Here is a 15898-nt window from a genome sequence, read left to right as displayed (position 1 = left end):
CTCCTTTGCGTGTATTATTTGATTTTAATATTGTCAAACTGGCTTCCAAATTTCAACAGATTCTGCAAATTTTCCTGCGGGGACGCCTTTGGCGGTTCTCCTGTTCGAAAAGCCAGCCGCACTGGTATTCCGGCAGCTTTCTCCGCCTCTTCGCAAAGGGCAGTCTTCACCCGGTCGTTCTCCAGCCGTCCCAAGGTTATATCATCCGGTCCATAGACGGTCAGCAAATCGCCGTCAAGCGCACCGGTACACATATCCAGAAACGCCCGGTACATCGGCGGCAGCCGGCCTTTGCAGCTCTCTGCCAATCCCCTCCACCAGTTTCCGCCAGCGGCTGGAACGGTTGTTGTAGCAGGCGGCTCCTCCACAGGCTGTCCGGCCGGTGCCGATACAGGTGTCGGCGCACTTTCCGGTGCGTCAAATACACGACCGCCCTCGTCTTCCGGTGCAGGTGGTTCTTCCAGCGGCAATGGCGGCACCTCTTCCTCCCAGGGGAGATCAGCCTCCGCAGCAGGTACAGTCTCCTGTCTGGGAGTTCTTTTTTCCTGAGGCACAGATGGCTTTGCGGTCTCCATGCTCTTTTGCACCGCTTTCCGAACCGCCTGGGCTTGTGCGGCTGCGTTTTCCAACCGCTGGATTCTGGCCTCCAAAGCCGTCAAATCACTGGAGAGGGATTCATCGCACAGACGCAGCAGACACAGCTCCGCATCCGTGCGGCGGTTAGAACTATAGTATAAATCCGCAGTGGTTTTCTGCAAAGTTGTTGCCAGATAAATCAACCGGCTGGCAGACGCACTTTTTCCCAGCCTGTCCAAGGCAGCGGAGTCATATCCGCCGGACAGCAGTGCCGCACCGCCCTCTGGTGCCGTTCGCCGCAGCAGCAGATCCCGTACCAGGATAGAAAGCTCTGACAGCACAGCCCCCACATCTTTGCCATTGGCATACAATTGGTTCAGCAGCAGCAATGCCGCCTTGCTGTCCCGCTGCAGCACATATTCCATCAGCTGTGCGGTCTGCAGGTTTCCTGCCAGCCCCAGCACCTCCAGCACTGCAGTGCTGTCAATGGTCCCGCCCGCGGCGGCGCATTGATCCAGTAAGCTGAGGCCATCCCGCAGGGCGCCATCCGCCAAGCGGGACAGAAGTTCCGCTCCGTCAGCAGCTAAGTCAATGGCCTCCTGTCCAGCCACATAAGTTAGCCGCTTTGCTATGTCCTGAGGAGTAATTCGTTTAAAGGAAAAACGCTGACACCTAGATAGGATCGTGGCTGGCACCTTGTGCAGTTCCGTGGTAGCCAAGATAAACATCAAATGCTCCGGCGGCTCCTCCAAAATCTTCAGCAAGGCGTTAAACGCCGGGGTGGACAGCATGTGGACCTCGTCCACAATATAGACCCGTTTCTTCACATTGGCAGGGGAATAGATCGCCTCATCCCGCAGGGCACGAACCTGATCCACGCCGTTGTTGGAGGCGGCGTCCAGCTCCAGCACATCTAAAAAGCTGCCGTTTTCAATTCCGAGACAGCTGGCGCACTGATTGCAGGGGTCTCCGTTTACCGGATGCTCGCAGTTGACCGCCTTCGCCAGAATCTTGGCACAGGTTGTCTTGCCGGTGCCACGGGTCCCGGTAAAAAGATAGGCATGAGAGGTGCGCCCTTCCGCAACCTGCTTTTGCAGTGTCTCGGTGATATGGGCCTGCCCAATAACGTCGGAAAATGTCTTGGGCCGCCATTTGCGGTATAGGGCCTGATACATGGACATGCCTCCTAAAGATAAATTGGCGACGGAAAAGTCCTCCGTATGCAGCTGCGGAACCGGCACCCTCACGGCACATGGAACATCCCGCTTAATGCTGCTCGGTTCCCCGCCTGACATGATTCACGGGGTCCCATTGCGCGAGACCGGCTCCGCAGCTGCATGCGGAGGACTTGTTCAATAGCTTTCTTATTTTACTATATGACTGCTGAATTATCAACTGAAATTTTTGTTTTCTCGAAAAAAATATCCTTTACAATTGAGGAAAATATGGTATAATATCAGTTGTTGTTGAATTGCCAATCGTTGTCTGGGGGCGTAGCTCAGCTGGGAGAGCCAGCGCAACATAACACGGGCCCGGCCAGAACAGCAAATTGCACAAATAAGCAAACAAAAAATATACAAAACCACCAAATATGGGCCTATAGCTCAGCTGGGAGAGCGTACGGTTCGCATCGATATGGACGCACATCCATCTGCGAGGGTTGGCCCAAAATTTTGGAGAGAAATTCCTCCGGAACTCATGAAAGCTTAAAACTTCAAAAATCCGCTTTTTGTTCCGAAAAACGGGCAAAAAGCGGCAATATGGGCCTGTAGCTCAGCTGGGAGAGCGTTCGGTTCGCATCCGAGAGGTCGACGGTTCGATCCCGTTCAGGTCCACCACTTCGAGAAAAATCACCGCCAAATTGGCGGTGATTTTTCGTTTGACCACAATAATACCACAGACGGGAATATTTTCTGACCACTTTACGAGAACACAGGCGGCGAGATCCCAAACTCGCCGCCTGTGATTTTCGTTTATCTTTGATTAGGCATAGCAACTGGTGGGCGTACACAGGCCAATTGCAGACCTCTCACAGTCCATAAATAACCATCCCCGTTACAGCAGATATGATGATCAACATTATTGGCGATAACTTCTTTTTCTTGAAATGCTTATAGCCAAGTATTGAGGCAATCAAAACGACCGTAATAGCAATGGCTCTGATATTGAGTGTCACAGCAGAAATCGTGCCAAAGCAATTTTTGAGAACCATGTATACACCAGTTGCCAGCACGATGCCGATCACACAGGGCTTGAGACCGCGAAGCACCGCCTGAACATACTTGTTCTTCATCGCTGTTTTCAGCAAGGCTGTTACCAGGAGGATAACGAGGAAAGAAGGCAATACGACCGCCAGCGTTGCAACAACCGCACCCGGAAATCCCGCCTGGCTACTGCCAATGTAGGTCGCCAGATTGACCATGATAGGGCCGGGCGTACTTTCGCTGACGGCAATCATGTAGGTCAGCATTTCATCACTCAGCCAACCGTAGGACATGACCACGTCACGAATCAGCGGGATAGCACCATAGGCTCCGCCGAAAGCAAAACATCCGACTTTCAGAAAACCGAGAAACAAATCCAGATAGATCATTTCTTTGCACCGCCTTTCTGTTCAGGTGCACCATTCAGAATAAAGACCGTCAGACTCACAGCTGCGGCAATCAGCATCAGACTGATAGAGGAGAAGTTCCATGCGAAGATGTTGATACAAAGCATCACGATACAGGAGCATATCATGATCGTTCTCGGCAGCTTCTTCTTGTGCATTTTCTTGATCATAGTGATTGCCGCATCCAGAATCAGAATGCCAACAGCGATTTTGATACCCTTAAACGCATTGGCAATGATCGTCAGTTCCAGGAAATTGTCCAGGAACATGGAAATCAGATAGATAACCGCAAAGGACGGAACGATCATACCCAGTGTTGCGACCAAAGCGCCAACAAAACCGGCTTTCTTGTATCCGGTAAAAGTGGCGCAGTTGATGGCAATGGGGCCGGGAGTAGATTCTGCAATAACGGTGATATTCATCATTTCATCGTGGGTGATCCACTGCTTGCGCTCGACGCAATTGTGTTCGATCATGGAAATCATGGCATATCCGCCGCCAAAGGTGAACAGACCGATTTTTGCAAAAGTCAGGAATAAATCAAGTAAGATATTCATTCTTGTTCGCCCTCTTTCCGATACTCACACTGGCAAACCGTTATATCACGGTCCACGGTCAGCGAAGCTGTTCGCATCTGTTCAAATTGTTCTGTGAGAAAATCAACGGCATCCTGCAACGGAAGATAATGTGTATGATAGCCATATTTCTCGCCATAGACCAATCCGGCGTCTTTCATCACTTTCATGTGCTGAGAGATGGCAGATTCAGAGATCCCAAACTTTTTGGAAAGCGAACGGACGCAATGCTTCCGTTCCAAAAGTGCTTGGTATATTTTCAAACGCATGGGTTCTCCCAATGCTTTTAACATACGAGCCAATTCCACGGTATCGCCTCCATGATTTAGTAGTTGCTTAATTATACCAAGGAAATTTGTTTAAGTAAATACTAATTCAAAAAGAGGCGATATGCAGCGGACACCTCAAATGCGGAATCCGCTGCATATCGCTGCATTATTTTGTTTCGTTATGATTCTGTCTTATTGCATGCCAGAGCCGCCAGTTCTGCCCTGACCTCATCGTAGTATCTTCGCACCGTGCTGACATCCATCCCCAACTGCCGGGCGATGTAGCTCTTGTTACTCACACCGGGGTTCTCGATCAGGTATGCGGCAAGCTGCTTTTTCTTGGGGCTGACACCGTCGGGGTACTCCGTGGCCTTGCCGGAGCGCAGGGCGGCGATCTCCGCTTTCATTTGCAGGATGAGGTCTGCCAGCTTTGCTTCGGTCTCCTCGCGGGTGCGTCCGTATACATTTCGGGAGTGCTTTTTGCCATCCGGCCACACCGGGGAGTATCGCCCCTCCCAAAGATCGTCCTTAAGCTGCTTGATATACCCCGTGCCGGGTCTGCGCCGTGGTGCCGTGTACGGCACGAACTCCTGCGGCTCGGCTGGCTTCTGCGTTTCCTGTTCCTCTACCTCCGCCTTTGCGATGCCTCGGTCGATACTGACGGCGGCGTTTTCCTCCATCTCACTGGTGATGTGGGTGTAGATGTTCAGCGTGGTCTTGGCGGATACGTGTCCGATGATGGCAGAGAGGGTTTTCACATCCATGCCATGCTCCAGCGACATAGTGGCGAAAGTGTGCCGGAGATCGTGAAATCTCACCCTTTTGCAGTCAGCTCGTTCCAGGATCTGCTGAAGCCGCTTTCGGACATAGCCGGGGTCGATGGGCTGGTCGGGTTTGATGCGGGACGGGAATATCAGATGGGAGAAGATTCCCTTTTTGTATTCCCGCAGGAGTTCCACCATGACGGGCGGCAGAATGATGGTTCGGAAGGCGGCTTTCGTCTTAGGCTCGCAGAGGATATTCTTACCGCCGACAGGCGTTATCTGTTTGTTGATACGCAGTTCGCCGGTCTCGAAGTTCAGGTCATCCCATGTGAGGGCCAGGATCTCGCCCCGGCGCATCCCGGTGGTCAGTTCCAGCAGGAAGAGTTCATACATTCCTTCCTCCTTGGCCTGAATCAGAAACCGCTGGATTTCCTCCCTGGACAGCACCTTCATCTCCTTCGGCTCCGGTGGAGGGAGTTTGACGCCGAGGATGGGATTCTTTTTGATGAGACCGTCCTTGATGGCCCGTTCCAGAGCCATCCGTATCACATGATAGCAGCTTCGCACCGAACGCTCGGCCATCTCCGGCCCCTTGGTATCCCGATGAATCTTCCGGCCATTGGCTTTCATTTCATTCAGGAACTTCTGGCAATCTGCCTGTGTCAGCTTGTTCAGTGGGATGTGTCCGAGGCCGGGAATGGCGTGGACATAGATCCATTCCTCGTACCCTTTCTGCGTGGTGGGACGGATGGTCAGCTTGGCGTGGTTCTCGTACCAGTAATCGATCCAGTCGCCGAAGCGCATATCCGGCTTGATCTTGAAGGGCGTGACTTGACCGTACTCCGCTTGGAGCTTCTTCAGCTTTTCATCGCACTCCGCCTTGGTCTTGGCCAGCACATTTTTCGTCTTGGGTTTTCCGTTTTCATCATAGCCCACGATGTGTCGGCCTTCCCACCGGCCGTCCTTTCGCAGGCGGACGGTTCCTTGGCCGTTTTTCCGTTTCCTTGCCATCGGCTCACCTCGCTACCATGAACTCTTCCATGAACCCGCCCACGATCTCCGATGCCCTCCGGTGCATATCGCCCGTGACGTGCGTATAGGTATCGAGGGTGAACGAAGTTTTCGTATGCCCCAGGATTCCTGAGAGTGTTTTGGCGTCCACGCCACTGGTGAGTGCGTGGGTGGCGAAAGTGTGCCGGAGATCATGAAAGCGCATATTGGGCAGCCCCGCTTTGGCCAATATCTTTTTCATCCGTGCATAACCGCTGTTGGGCATGACCGGATCTTCCGGGTGGAGGGGATTTGGAAACATCCATTGAGAGATGGACTTCTTTTTCCGTTCTGTGAGAAGCTGCACCGTGCTGGGCGGCAGTTTGATGGTTCTGCGTCCTGCTCCGGTTTTGGTGTCGCCCACATAGTACCCGCCGCCCTCCTTGTTGTGCAGCGTTCTGCGGATGGTGAGCGTTCCTTTCTTCTCATCGAAGTCCGTCCACATGAGGCCGCACAGTTCCCCACGGCGCAGTCCGGTGGTGATCTCCAGATAGAAGAAGTCGTGCCAGTGTACATCTTCTTTGATGGCCTCCATGAACCGCTCCAGCTGTTCATCGTTGAGGATGGTTTTTGGGGTGGTCACTTTTTTCGGCAGGGTCACATCGTTGGAGGGATTCTTTACGATGAGGTGCCGATTGACCGCTACGTCCAACGCCTGGTGCAGCACGTTGTGTATCCTGCGCACCGTGGTACCAGAGAGAGGACCTCCCTCTGCGCTGCCCTCCCGCTGGAGCTTACGGTACAGGCTTTGGACATCGGCGGCGGTGACTTTGCAGATCTGTTTGTCACTGAGATAGGGATTTATGTTGTTTGCCACATAGCGGCGGTAGCCAGTTAGTGTCTTGGGGCGCACCGCCGGAGCGGCGCATTCCTCCAACCAGATCTCCAGCCACTCGCCCAGGGTCATGCGGCTCTCCTCCGTCAGTTCTGCGCCGTCGTATTCGTCGATGCTCCGGTGCAGCTTTTCCATCAGATCCTTTTGGGTCTTTGCGGACATGTAGTGGAAGATGGAGTCGCCGTTTTCTTTATGGCCCACTACGATGCGGGCTTCCCAGCGGCCATCGTCCCGCTTGCGCACCATACCGTCGCCGGATGGTCTGCGTTTTGCCATTGTTTTCACCTCCTCGAAGGGTTTTCTCATTGATTAGGCGTATCATCGGATGAGTTGTTTTCCTCCTGCGCTTTGCGGCAGGCTCGTTCTTCTTCCTCCTTGGCGAAGGAGTACGCCGGTTCCTCTGCCAGCTCCCTGTGGATGCCGCAGGCGAGACGGTACCCGCAGGTGAAGCTGTGCAGTGTAGCATGACCGCGCAGGCTGTCCTCCATGTCCACCAGCCGCAGCAGGAGCTTTCGGTCCTCCTTCGCCAGCCGGGAAGAGAGTTCTCTGTGGGTCCGGTCAACCTCATCAGCGAGTTCCTGTATCGACCGGGGTTTGGTTTCGAACTGCCTTTGCAGTGCTTTCATGTAGTCGTACATTTGCTGGCCTCCTTTTGCAGAACAAACAACTACCACACTTTCGCAAGAATAGCCACTGCTTTTCGAGAAATATTTGCGACTAATTTTAGTTGCTTTTAGATGTGTTGGGGACTATACTTCTCTTATGGTCTGAGACAGCAACAAAGTCACATATTGCAAAACGGGAGGCTCGTATATGAACAACACTATGGAGTACAAAAATTATATCGGTAGTGCTGAACTTTCAGAAAGTGATAGTTTGTTCTTTGGTAAGGTTATGGGCATCCGGGCTGTGATTTCTTACGAAGGGACAACCGCAAAAGAGCTTGTGGCGAACTTCCGCGCCGCCGTCGATGATTACCTGGAGCTCTGCGAGGAAGAAGGAAAAGAACCCGAGCGCGCTTACAAGGGTAGTTTCAATGTTCGGGTTTCTCCCGAACTCCACAAGCAGGCAGTCATCTATGCAACTTCCCGCCAGATGAGTTTGAACAGTTTGGTGGAATCCGCACTGCGCAATTCTCTTGCATCGCAGCTGTGAAATAGTTTTTTGGAGCAGCACTCCCGGTGGCGGGAGTGCTGCTGTTTTATCTGCCGATCGCAGACGGGAAGCGGTACGGCTCCGCCACGCACTGGTACAGGACCGCACCGCAGTTTCCGCAGATCAGGAACTTGATGCGGTTGCCCAGCAGACCGTTTCGCTTGAAGGTCACCAGCGCATCGCTCTGCCAGCCGACGCGGATATCTCTGCCGCCGCAGAACCGGCATTGATTCACCGGAAGTTGATTCGTCATAGTCGCTTCCTCCATTTCTGTTTTTTGCAAACACACAATACCGGAAGAGTGGACAGATATCCAACACATAATTTGCTGTCAGCAGATTTTCTACCAAAGCAACAATTCTGTTTCGACTACACTGGTGGAAGAGAACTGCGCACATCATTCACCCCTTTGGTATTTCACCGCTGCATCGAAGGTGACAGTGCCGCCGGTCTTTTTTACATTCTCGATGCAGGTGGCCCGGAGCTGCTTCACGGTCTCCGGATTGACTCGCATCGTTCCGGCAACCACATTCATCACCATGTCCAGCTCCACCGCCTGCTTGAACAGCAGACGGGCGATGCGGTTCTCGCTGTCCTGGACTGCGCCACGCACTGCCGACATCAGTACAGGCGGAAGATAGGTCAGCGCATTGTTGGCGGAGATGTAGCCTGCATACATCCTTGCGGCATTCTCCAAAAACTCGCTGCGGCTTTTGCAGTTGGCCTGCTCCATGGCAGTGTCGATGGCCCGCAGCGTATCGGGATAAAGCCAAACGGGGATGCGCTGTTTCTTCTCATGCGCAGACTTCTGCGAATTATCATTTCGTTTCATAATAACCTCCATAATTTCTCATAGACACCTTTGACAGCCACCTTCGGAAACGGCTGTACAGCGGGGTTTTGCGGGTATTTTTCGCCATTCCGACCACCTAACATGGCACACGGGCGGAAATTCCGACCACCTGGCAAAATGGACAAACGACCCGCACTGCGGGGCGATGTGAGCCGCAGGAAGGGCGCAAGCGACCACCTGCTTTATCCTGCACCATTTTCGACCGCCCATTTGGAGGGCGAAAATGACTGTGATCGTGCAAATTGCCGATAGATAAAAGCGGGGTGTACAGCGGCCCAAAATCGCCCTTGATCCCCCTATGGGGGCTGGGACTCCGCCCAGCCCCGCAGGGGCGCACACAGCGGCCCACAGAGGCCGACACGGGGCAGTCATGCGCTCTGCTCATCGCCTACTGGGATGAACCCGATGCCCAACTTTTCAGCTTTCGCCTTCGCTTTCTGCCGCGCAGTGGTGAGCTCCAGTTCCGCCAGCCGCCGTTCGTTGTGACGGTCGAGAGCCAACCGGAGCGGCAGGATGTGATACCGCAGACAGCCGTTGCGCTTGCGTCCGTCCTTGGTCACGAACTCTGTGCGCTCTGTACGGATGAGACCGCGCTCCTCCAGCGTGCGCACATACTTCGCCACCGTGTTGACCGCGAAGCCCAGCGCCTCCGCGATGGTGGGGTAGCTGACGATGCACTGATAGGTGCGGCGGTCCTCGATGCGGATGAGGTATGCGTAGATGTAGAACTCGTACTCGTTCAGCTTCAGATCGAAGACTGCGTTGGGGAGCAGGAAGAAATTCTTTTCTTTCATCCTCTGTTCATACTGAGAGAGCAGCATCACTGCACCTCCTTGGTGCGGGCGGAGATCCATACCCGCAGTTCCTCTTTGGGAATGACGATCCGCTTGCCGATGCGCAGAGAGGGAAAGCCATCCTCCTGGATGAGTTCGTACACGCTGGAGTCGGAGACGCCCAGCAGGTCGGCCAGCTGCTTCACGTTCAGAAGCAGAGGCAGTTCGTCGTAGCTTGTGTAGATAGACTTTTTCAAAACAGTACCTCCGTGAATTTAGATTCAGAGAAAAAATGTTTGCGTTTCGGAGGCCTCTCTGTTAGACTGATCACAGATGGAGTCTGCGTTTTCCGAAACGCGGCGCGCCGCCGGACTGTTGCAGCAGTTTGGCGGCTTTCCTTTTTCAGCGGACCATGTTCATCGCCTTCTTTTCTTCTGGATTGATTCCCTGTGTCTGCACCGGATTGACTTTCTGCTATCAATCAGGTACAATCAGAGCATAGCATATTCAAAATACCGTGCGCAATAGCTCTGGCGGTTGTTGGGTACACAACTTAAAGTCCATCGGAAACACAGAGAGGGAAACAATGATCTACTATAACGACCACTTCTTTGAACGGTTTGATGTGCTGTTCGGAAAGAAGAGCTGCATCGTTGCAGGTGAGGAATATCCGCTGGGGTACTTTGCGGCAGAGGCCATGGAATTGGACGCTGCGGTTTTTGAGGAAATAAAAAAGCTGACCCAACAGGCCAGCCAGGAGTTTGATATGTTTCTGACCGCACGGACAGCGTCCGGCGCAGGTATGGCGATTCAGGCATTGGATCGAGCGTGGGAACTTGTCAGGCAGCTTCCGCTGTACAACAAGATCCCGTACCGGGAAGGGCGCGGGAGTTCGGTCAGCGGCATCGTCCGTGAGCTGCGCAGTGACGAGCAGAAGCTCGACCGTATGCTCACAGTCGGGACGCCAGAGAATGAACTCCTGCGCCGTTGGCACGGGATGTATGACCGTTTGGCAGACGATCTCAAACGGTTCCGGTATGACACGGACGATATGCTGACCGACTACTTTGAGGAGTTGCCCTCCCGCAGACCGGAGGCGTATGCGGCGGCATTCGAAGCGTGTATAGCATCCTTCCGGGAGATCTATATGCAGACGGAGGACGATGAGGATCTTGCGTACATGAACGAGCGCAGGCTCAACTTCCCGGTGAGCATCTCCTTTGTGGTAGAGCGGGACAAGAAGACAGGGCAACCGTTCATGGCAGAGCGTATGACCTTTGAGGACTTGATCAGCTTTTTGTATATGGATCTGTACCGGGGCATGGCGATTGGTAATGTGCCGAGGCAATGCCACAACTGCGGCAAGTGGTTTTTGGCGATTGGTGCATACGACACGGTGTACTGTCAGCGAGTGGCACCGGGAGAGACTACCCGCACCTGCCGTCAGGTCGGTGCTCACAGAAAAGAGCGGGAGAAGAATGGCAAGGACTTTGCCCACCGTGAATACACAAGAGCGTATGGCCGCCTGAAGAGCAGAAAGCTGAGGGAGACGATCAGCGAGGAGAAGTGGAACCGACAGGTGGCGTATATTCAGGAACTGAAGGCGGAGTATTTAGCAGGCAACATGAGTGATGTTGAGTACGTGACGAAACTGGATCAGGTGTAACAGCTAACCTGCAAATGAACATGGATAAAACGCTGCTGGGCAAGTCGTGATGACTTGCCCAGCGGCTTTATCATTGATTAGGCATAGCAGCCCGCATCTTTGAATCAGGCAGCCTTTTATTTCTTCTGCTCGGTTTTGTCTTTCGTATAGGTGCCAGAATTAGGTGCCTCATACGGCTTGCCTTCCTTGTTGTAGGTGAGGTTGAACACTAAATCAGAGAGACACTTTTTGAAGGACGGGTTATCCTGGAACTGTTTGAACAACTCCATGTTGTCCGCCATGATTTCAAAAATAACTTGCCGCAGCGCACGCTCGCTTTCCAATCGAGCACTCTGCTCGTCGGAGTTGCGCATAGCATTCTGATATTTCTCATCTTTGGAGACCATCGCAGGGATTTCAAGAATCTGCCTACGGACATTATCAGCGTCGTTCCAGTTGATATTACCGAACATATCATTGAAGTCAGACAGGATTACAGACAGTAGATCCATTTCCGGCTGCACGATATGTCCCATCTTTCCAGCAGGCACGGGAGCAACAACTGCATCCTCATCCTCTAACTTGATGGAAACAGCCTCGCGGGCTTCATTTCGATAGCTCTCAAGGTCAATAGTTTCCAAAATACCCTGGGACAAATCATCCTCACGGGGAGATGGTAATTTCGGAATCAGCAGATTCAGGAAAATGGACAGCTTTTCCCATTCTGCATTACCATACGGGAGAATCGCACCCAAGAAGCCATAGGTACGCACAAAAGACTTCGTAGAACTCTTAAACTTGATCTGATCCTCGGTATCAAGCTGTTTGTAAACGGCAGCGCAGGCATCCAGAATCGGATCAAGTTTATCTCTGTCCGCTCCATCCAAATACAGATTAACGAGGTGGTCTGCTTGTTCATGCGAATAGACCTGGTAATCTTCCATGACGGCAATCAGATCGTACAGCTTGTTGGGGTCAGTTTCGCCGGACAGAAGAGTGGTGCGGTAGTATGTTGAGAAGGATGCTTGGATGATTTCCGGCTTGTTGGCGAAGTCCAAAACAAAGGTATCGTGTTTTTTCGGGTGGCAACGATTCAGTCTGGACAGTGTCTGCACAGCCTTAATATCATACAGTGTCTTATCTACATACATCGTATGGAGCAACGGCTCATCAAAACCCGTCTGATACATATCCGCAACGATAAGGATGCGGTACGGATCTGTCTTCAGTGTAGTGGGAATCTTGGAATCCGGGAAACCGTTTATTGCAGCGGATGTAAGTGCAGGCTCCTGCCCTTGGTATTTATGCTCACCAGAGAATGCGATAATTGCCTTATACGGACTATGCCTATCTGCAAGACACTTGGTTATTGCATAGTAGTATTCGATACACCGAGGAATATTTTGTGTAACGACCATTGCACGAGCCTGGCCACCGATTTTCGCTTTGACAATAACCTGCTCATGGAAATGCTCCACCATCATCGCTGCCTTTTTGGCAACGGTATACTCATTATTCTCGACAAAGGAGCGGAGTTTCTTCTGTGCCCGCTTTTTAGCGAACATCGGGTCATCCTCAACCGTTTTCATCAGCTTATAGAAGCTGTCGATGGTGGTATAGTGCTGCAGAACATCAAGAATAAATCCCTCTTGAATAGCCTGTTTCATGGTATACACATGGAACGGACGATGGTTAATTTCATCACCATCCTGGTATGCTACACCGAAGGTCTCCAAAGTCTTGTTCTTAGGCGTAGCAGTAAACGCAAAGTAGCTGGCATTGATCAGCAGTTTGCGTCCTTCCATCATGGCATTGATTTTGTCCTCGTTATCCATTTCATCATCAGATGCCAGCCCGGAAAGAGCCAAGTTCATCTGAGCAGAATTGCGCCCGCTCTGACCAGAATGCGCCTCGTCGATAATGATAGCAAAACGGTTTTCCTTATGCTCGGCACCGATTTCCGGCACGATATACGGAAACTTTTCAATCGTGGTAACAATGATGCGTTTTCCGTCCGCAATAGCCTTACGGAGATCCGCTGCGTGTTCTGCCCAGGCAACCGTATTGGCTACCTGCATAAACTGCTTGATGGTGTCACGAATCTGCTTGTCCAGAATACGGCGGTCAGTGACCACAATAACGGAATCAATCATCGGATGTCCGTCTTTCTCCAGGCCAATTAGCTGATGCGCCAACCATGCGATAGAGTTTGACTTACCGCTGCCAGCACTATGCTGAATCAGATATCTCGTACCAATGCCGTTTGCCTTGACATCCGCCAGAAGACTTTCTACTACATCAAGCTGGTGGTATCTTGGAAACACCTGCTTGATGGACTTCTTTTTGGTTTCCGGGTCGGTTTCTTCAATGACTTGGGCATAGTTTTCGATGATACGTGCCAGCTTTGCTTTGGTAAGGATGTTCTTCCAAAGGTAGTCGGTCATAATGCCATCCGGGTTCGGAGGGTTTCCAGCACCATCGTTATAGCCCTTGTCAAAAGGCAGGAACCAGCTATCTTTGCCGGACAGCTTGGTGCAGAATTTGATATGGGCATCATCAACGGCAAAATGCACCATGCAGCGTTTGAAGGAGAACAGTACCTCACGGGGATCGCGGTCATCCTTATACTGCTGAACAGCATCGTCCACATTCTGCTTTGTAAGCTGGTTCTTCAGTTCAAATGTGATAACGGGCAGACCGTTGATAAATAAGCACATATCCAGTGCCAGTTTGCCTGCGCCCTGGGAATAGCGAAGCTGACGGGTCACGCTGAAGATATTCTTCTCAAACATCTCCCGTGCTTTGACATTGTTTTCGGTCGGTGTCAGATAGAACATGATGAGGTCTACCGGGTACACCTTGATGCCGTTACGCAGGACATCAAGGATACCGCGCTTGGCGAGTTCTCCCTGGAGACGGTTCAGAAACTGACGCTTTTTCTGCTCGGATTTGAATACGCCCAACTTGTCCATCTGTTCCGGCTGTGTGTCCTGTAGGAAACGGAACAGACGGGTTTCATCTATGGCGTATTCTTTGTTGTAGTCGGCATTGCTGCCTTCTTCGTAACCATTGTGGTCAACGAGCCATTTCACAATCAGGGCTTCAAGACCACTTTCTTTGGTGTTTGTAAAACTCACGCTGTTCACCCCCCTAATGCTTACAGAATAGTTTGCAGGAATTGAACCAGTGCGGCAACCGCAGCGGCAAATTCTGCTGTACCTTTCAAGGCTTTAATGCCGGTAATAGCGGTTTTAATAAAACCTTTCTTCGGTTTGTCGGACTTCGCCTGTTCCTCGATAACCTCCAGACTATCAGAGAGGGTTTCCGCATCCTCGCCGGTAATGCCAACAGCTGCAGAACGAACATTGTTAATCAGTGTATCGAGTTGTGCCAAATCAACACCCACATTGTTTGTGGCTGTAATAGTGGCATTGTCACTTGCGATATTTACCTGGCCATTGCTCACTGTGATGGAGTATGTAATTTTTTCATCGATCCCCATATCAATTCCCACCTTTGTCAAATAACTTTCAATATGTCGGATCAGTACCATTACTACTCGGTCATTGAAGGCTTTCGTTCTATCCTGACGGTTATTAGATGATGTATAGCTTGCGGCGATTCCGAGGGAAACATTTATCCCTTTTTCGGCAACATAATCGAGGATGGCGAATACGTTATATACTTCCTCTTCATCCGTATCACCAAGCGCAAAAATACTTCTGCCATATGATTGGCGGATTTCTTGGAATGCCTTGTCCATATCCCAATCGCAGGAGCCGCAATCAAGGACATAATCGTAAATAATGGGCGTGGCTTTTATGAAAGCAACGAATTTGCCCACAACTCCCGTATGATCATTATAGTCTGCCTGTAAAAGACGGTTTGAGATGCTGTTAAAATCATACATGATTTTCCGCAGTTCGGCTCTATTCAACTTCATAATTTTTCACCCCACAGAACGGGCAGTAACACCCAGTCATCTTCAGAATCGGCTTAACTTTTGCTGTGCGCTGACAGCAAGGAAATGATGCTATTTCCATTGCCTCAATGCCGGAACGAATTGGATCTTCGCGCTCATGTTTCGGTGGTTTTCCGGCTTTGAATGTTACAGGTCCCTTACGGAACTGTCGCTCCATTTTTTTGAATTCTTTATGGATCATATCCATTGCTTTGTTCTTTGTCATGGCAATGGCCAGTTCAAGAACATCCTCTGTAATGTAACTTTCACCGGCAAGACCACAGCTGGGGCAGAACAGTTCCAACACACCATCATCCTGAACATCAGATGGGGTGGCTTTGAAGTAAGTACCGCAATTGGGACACTGAAGAAGCACATAACCATCATCATCTGCTGGAATGGAAATGGCATGCTGAAATCATCACTCATTCTTCGCCCTCCTGTCCCTCAGCTTCCTCATCGCTGTCCACAGCATCCGGCTCCTCATCCACATATTCATAATCTGGAATTCATAATGTACGAGTAAGGTCTATCCGGCCTTACTCGTTTCCTTTAAGATGGAGGCATCGGTCTGACGAAATCTGGAATTGGGACACCACGCCCGGAGTAAAATGTGTCAGCCAGCCTCCATCGTTTAGTGCTCGATTCAGCAAGTTGGGACGTAGCTCCCGTTTCACGATTGAATATGTGCGTACTTTGGAAAGAGCTGGATAACCGCATACCAAAAACGAAAGAAGGAATGCCAATGCTTGCTGTCGGTATCGATGTATCAAAGTCAAAAAGCGCTGCAGCAATTCTGAATCAGGATGGAACAGTACACACGAAACCGTT

Annotated in this window: 17 protein-coding genes, 1 tRNA gene and 1 other RNA gene; 4 read left to right on the top strand and 15 right to left on the bottom strand. The window is 51.4% G+C overall.

Features of this window, described 5'->3' with window-relative positions:
* Positions 1-14 precede the first annotated feature (14 nt).
* Positions 15-1751: a DNA polymerase III subunit gamma/tau gene (dnaX, locus tag BMZ81_RS02915; RefSeq protein ID WP_091128441.1), complete on the bottom strand. Its 1737-nt coding sequence runs from the start codon at positions 1749-1751 to the stop codon at positions 15-17.
* 53 nt (positions 1752-1804) lie between these two features.
* Positions 1805-1904: signal recognition particle sRNA small type (gene ffs / locus BMZ81_RS02910), an RNA gene on the bottom strand.
* 434 nt (positions 1905-2338) lie between these two features.
* Between ffs and BMZ81_RS02905 the strand changes: the two genes are divergently transcribed.
* Positions 2339-2414: transfer RNA gene (locus BMZ81_RS02905), tRNA-Ala, on the top strand.
* Between the two features lie 191 nt (positions 2415-2605).
* On the opposite strand, the gene BMZ81_RS02900 is transcribed toward BMZ81_RS02905, so the two are convergent.
* The 6 genes from BMZ81_RS02900 to BMZ81_RS02875 all read right to left on the bottom strand — a co-directional run bounded on the left by BMZ81_RS02900 (position 2606) and on the right by BMZ81_RS02875 (position 7318).
* On the bottom strand, positions 2606-3169 hold the full coding sequence (locus tag BMZ81_RS02900) for a chromate transporter (RefSeq protein ID WP_091128440.1): 564 nt from the start codon (positions 3167-3169) through the stop codon (positions 2606-2608).
* Positions 3166-3744: a chromate transporter gene (locus BMZ81_RS02895; RefSeq protein ID WP_091128437.1), complete on the bottom strand. Its 579-nt coding sequence runs from the start codon at positions 3742-3744 to the stop codon at positions 3166-3168. The genes BMZ81_RS02900 and BMZ81_RS02895 overlap by 4 nt, the downstream gene beginning before the upstream one ends.
* On the bottom strand, positions 3741-4070 hold the full coding sequence (locus BMZ81_RS02890; protein WP_091128436.1) for an ArsR/SmtB family transcription factor: 330 nt from the start codon (positions 4068-4070) through the stop codon (positions 3741-3743). The genes BMZ81_RS02895 and BMZ81_RS02890 overlap by 4 nt, the downstream gene beginning before the upstream one ends.
* A 140-nt stretch (positions 4071-4210) precedes the next feature.
* Positions 4211-5806: a site-specific integrase gene (locus BMZ81_RS02885; protein WP_091128433.1), complete on the bottom strand. Its 1596-nt coding sequence runs from the start codon at positions 5804-5806 to the stop codon at positions 4211-4213.
* Positions 5807-5810: 4 nt separating this feature from the next.
* Complete coding sequence (locus BMZ81_RS02880) at positions 5811-6956, bottom strand: site-specific integrase (protein ID WP_091128771.1); 1146 nt, start codon at positions 6954-6956, stop codon at positions 5811-5813.
* A 26-nt stretch (positions 6957-6982) separates the two neighbouring features.
* Positions 6983-7318, bottom strand: a complete 336-nt coding sequence (locus BMZ81_RS02875; RefSeq protein WP_091128431.1) for a DUF6809 family protein — start codon at positions 7316-7318, stop codon at positions 6983-6985.
* A 175-nt stretch (positions 7319-7493) separates the two neighbouring features.
* Between BMZ81_RS02875 and BMZ81_RS02870 the strand changes: the two genes are divergently transcribed.
* Positions 7494-7835, top strand: coding sequence for a type II toxin-antitoxin system HicB family antitoxin (locus BMZ81_RS02870; RefSeq protein ID WP_091128429.1), 342 nt, complete (start codon positions 7494-7496; stop codon positions 7833-7835).
* A gap of 46 nt (positions 7836-7881) precedes the next feature.
* On the opposite strand, the gene BMZ81_RS02865 is transcribed toward BMZ81_RS02870, so the two are convergent.
* The 4 genes from BMZ81_RS02865 to BMZ81_RS02850 form a co-directional block, all read right to left on the bottom strand.
* Positions 7882-8088: an SPASM domain-containing protein gene (locus tag BMZ81_RS02865; protein ID WP_091128427.1), complete on the bottom strand. Its 207-nt coding sequence runs from the start codon at positions 8086-8088 to the stop codon at positions 7882-7884.
* A 144-nt stretch (positions 8089-8232) separates the two neighbouring features.
* Complete coding sequence (locus BMZ81_RS02860) at positions 8233-8667, bottom strand: ribbon-helix-helix domain-containing protein (protein ID WP_091128425.1); 435 nt, start codon at positions 8665-8667, stop codon at positions 8233-8235.
* A 389-nt stretch (positions 8668-9056) separates the two neighbouring features.
* Entirely contained in the window at positions 9057-9509 is a 453-nt protein-coding gene (locus BMZ81_RS02855; protein ID WP_091128423.1) for a helix-turn-helix domain-containing protein, read from the bottom strand.
* Complete coding sequence (locus tag BMZ81_RS02850; protein WP_091128421.1) at positions 9509-9718, bottom strand: helix-turn-helix domain-containing protein; 210 nt, start codon at positions 9716-9718, stop codon at positions 9509-9511. Before BMZ81_RS02850 ends, BMZ81_RS02855 begins: the two co-directional genes overlap by 1 nt.
* A gap of 329 nt (positions 9719-10047) precedes the next feature.
* On the opposite strand from BMZ81_RS02850, the gene BMZ81_RS02840 reads away from it, so the two are divergent.
* The gene (locus BMZ81_RS02840; RefSeq protein WP_091128416.1) at positions 10048-11127 is read left to right on the top strand and encodes a DUF6076 domain-containing protein; all 1080 of its coding nucleotides are present in this window, start codon (positions 10048-10050) and stop codon (positions 11125-11127) included.
* A gap of 116 nt (positions 11128-11243) precedes the next feature.
* Here BMZ81_RS02840 and BMZ81_RS02835 read toward each other — a convergent pair whose 3' ends face one another.
* From BMZ81_RS02835 to BMZ81_RS02825, 3 genes are read right to left on the bottom strand one after another with little or no spacing between them, the layout of a single operon-like run.
* A complete protein-coding gene (locus BMZ81_RS02835; protein WP_091128413.1) occupies positions 11244-14243 on the bottom strand; it encodes a type I restriction endonuclease subunit R in 3000 nt (999 codons plus the stop codon).
* A 20-nt stretch (positions 14244-14263) separates the two neighbouring features.
* Positions 14264-15049: a hypothetical protein gene (locus BMZ81_RS02830; protein WP_177187170.1), complete on the bottom strand. Its 786-nt coding sequence runs from the start codon at positions 15047-15049 to the stop codon at positions 14264-14266.
* The gene (locus BMZ81_RS02825; RefSeq protein ID WP_242942548.1) at positions 15036-15374 is read right to left on the bottom strand and encodes a TFIIB-type zinc ribbon-containing protein; all 339 of its coding nucleotides are present in this window, start codon (positions 15372-15374) and stop codon (positions 15036-15038) included. The genes BMZ81_RS02830 and BMZ81_RS02825 overlap by 14 nt, the downstream gene beginning before the upstream one ends.
* A 306-nt stretch (positions 15375-15680) precedes the next feature.
* On the opposite strand from BMZ81_RS02825, the gene BMZ81_RS14160 reads away from it, so the two are divergent.
* On the top strand, positions 15681-15898 hold a 218-nt coding region (locus BMZ81_RS14160), incomplete at its 3' end, for a hypothetical protein (protein ID WP_207645605.1).

It is taken from the genome of Oscillibacter sp. PC13, from assembly GCF_900115635.1.
Lineage (GTDB): Bacteria > Bacillota > Clostridia > Oscillospirales > Oscillospiraceae > Oscillibacter.
Note: the sequence above shows the minus strand (reverse complement) of the source record. Positions and strands in the feature narration are given on the sequence as shown.

Excerpts from the sequence above, each read along its gene's own strand:
- BMZ81_RS02840 (WP_091128416.1), top strand. The coding sequence starts at position 10,048 with ATGATCTACTATAACGACCACTTCTTTGAACGGTTTGATGTGCTGTTC.
- BMZ81_RS02860 (WP_091128425.1), bottom strand. The coding sequence starts at position 8,667 with ATGAAACGAAATGATAATTCGCAGAAGTCTGCGCATGAGAAGAAACAG.
- BMZ81_RS02875 (WP_091128431.1), bottom strand. The coding sequence starts at position 7,318 with ATGTACGACTACATGAAAGCACTGCAAAGGCAGTTCGAAACCAAACCC.
- BMZ81_RS02895 (WP_091128437.1), bottom strand. The coding sequence starts at position 3,744 with ATGAATATCTTACTTGATTTATTCCTGACTTTTGCAAAAATCGGTCTG.
- dnaX (WP_091128441.1), bottom strand. The coding sequence starts at position 1,751 with ATGTATCAGGCCCTATACCGCAAATGGCGGCCCAAGACATTTTCCGAC.
- BMZ81_RS02885 (WP_091128433.1), bottom strand. The coding sequence starts at position 5,806 with ATGGCAAGGAAACGGAAAAACGGCCAAGGAACCGTCCGCCTGCGAAAG.
- BMZ81_RS02830 (WP_177187170.1), bottom strand. The coding sequence starts at position 15,049 with ATGAAGTTGAATAGAGCCGAACTGCGGAAAATCATGTATGATTTTAAC.
- BMZ81_RS02870 (WP_091128429.1), top strand. The coding sequence starts at position 7,494 with ATGAACAACACTATGGAGTACAAAAATTATATCGGTAGTGCTGAACTT.
- BMZ81_RS02900 (WP_091128440.1), bottom strand. The coding sequence starts at position 3,169 with ATGATCTATCTGGATTTGTTTCTCGGTTTTCTGAAAGTCGGATGTTTT.
- BMZ81_RS02865 (WP_091128427.1), bottom strand. The coding sequence starts at position 8,088 with ATGACGAATCAACTTCCGGTGAATCAATGCCGGTTCTGCGGCGGCAGA.
- BMZ81_RS02855 (WP_091128423.1), bottom strand. The coding sequence starts at position 9,509 with ATGCTGCTCTCTCAGTATGAACAGAGGATGAAAGAAAAGAATTTCTTC.
- BMZ81_RS02880 (WP_091128771.1), bottom strand. The coding sequence starts at position 6,956 with ATGGCAAAACGCAGACCATCCGGCGACGGTATGGTGCGCAAGCGGGAC.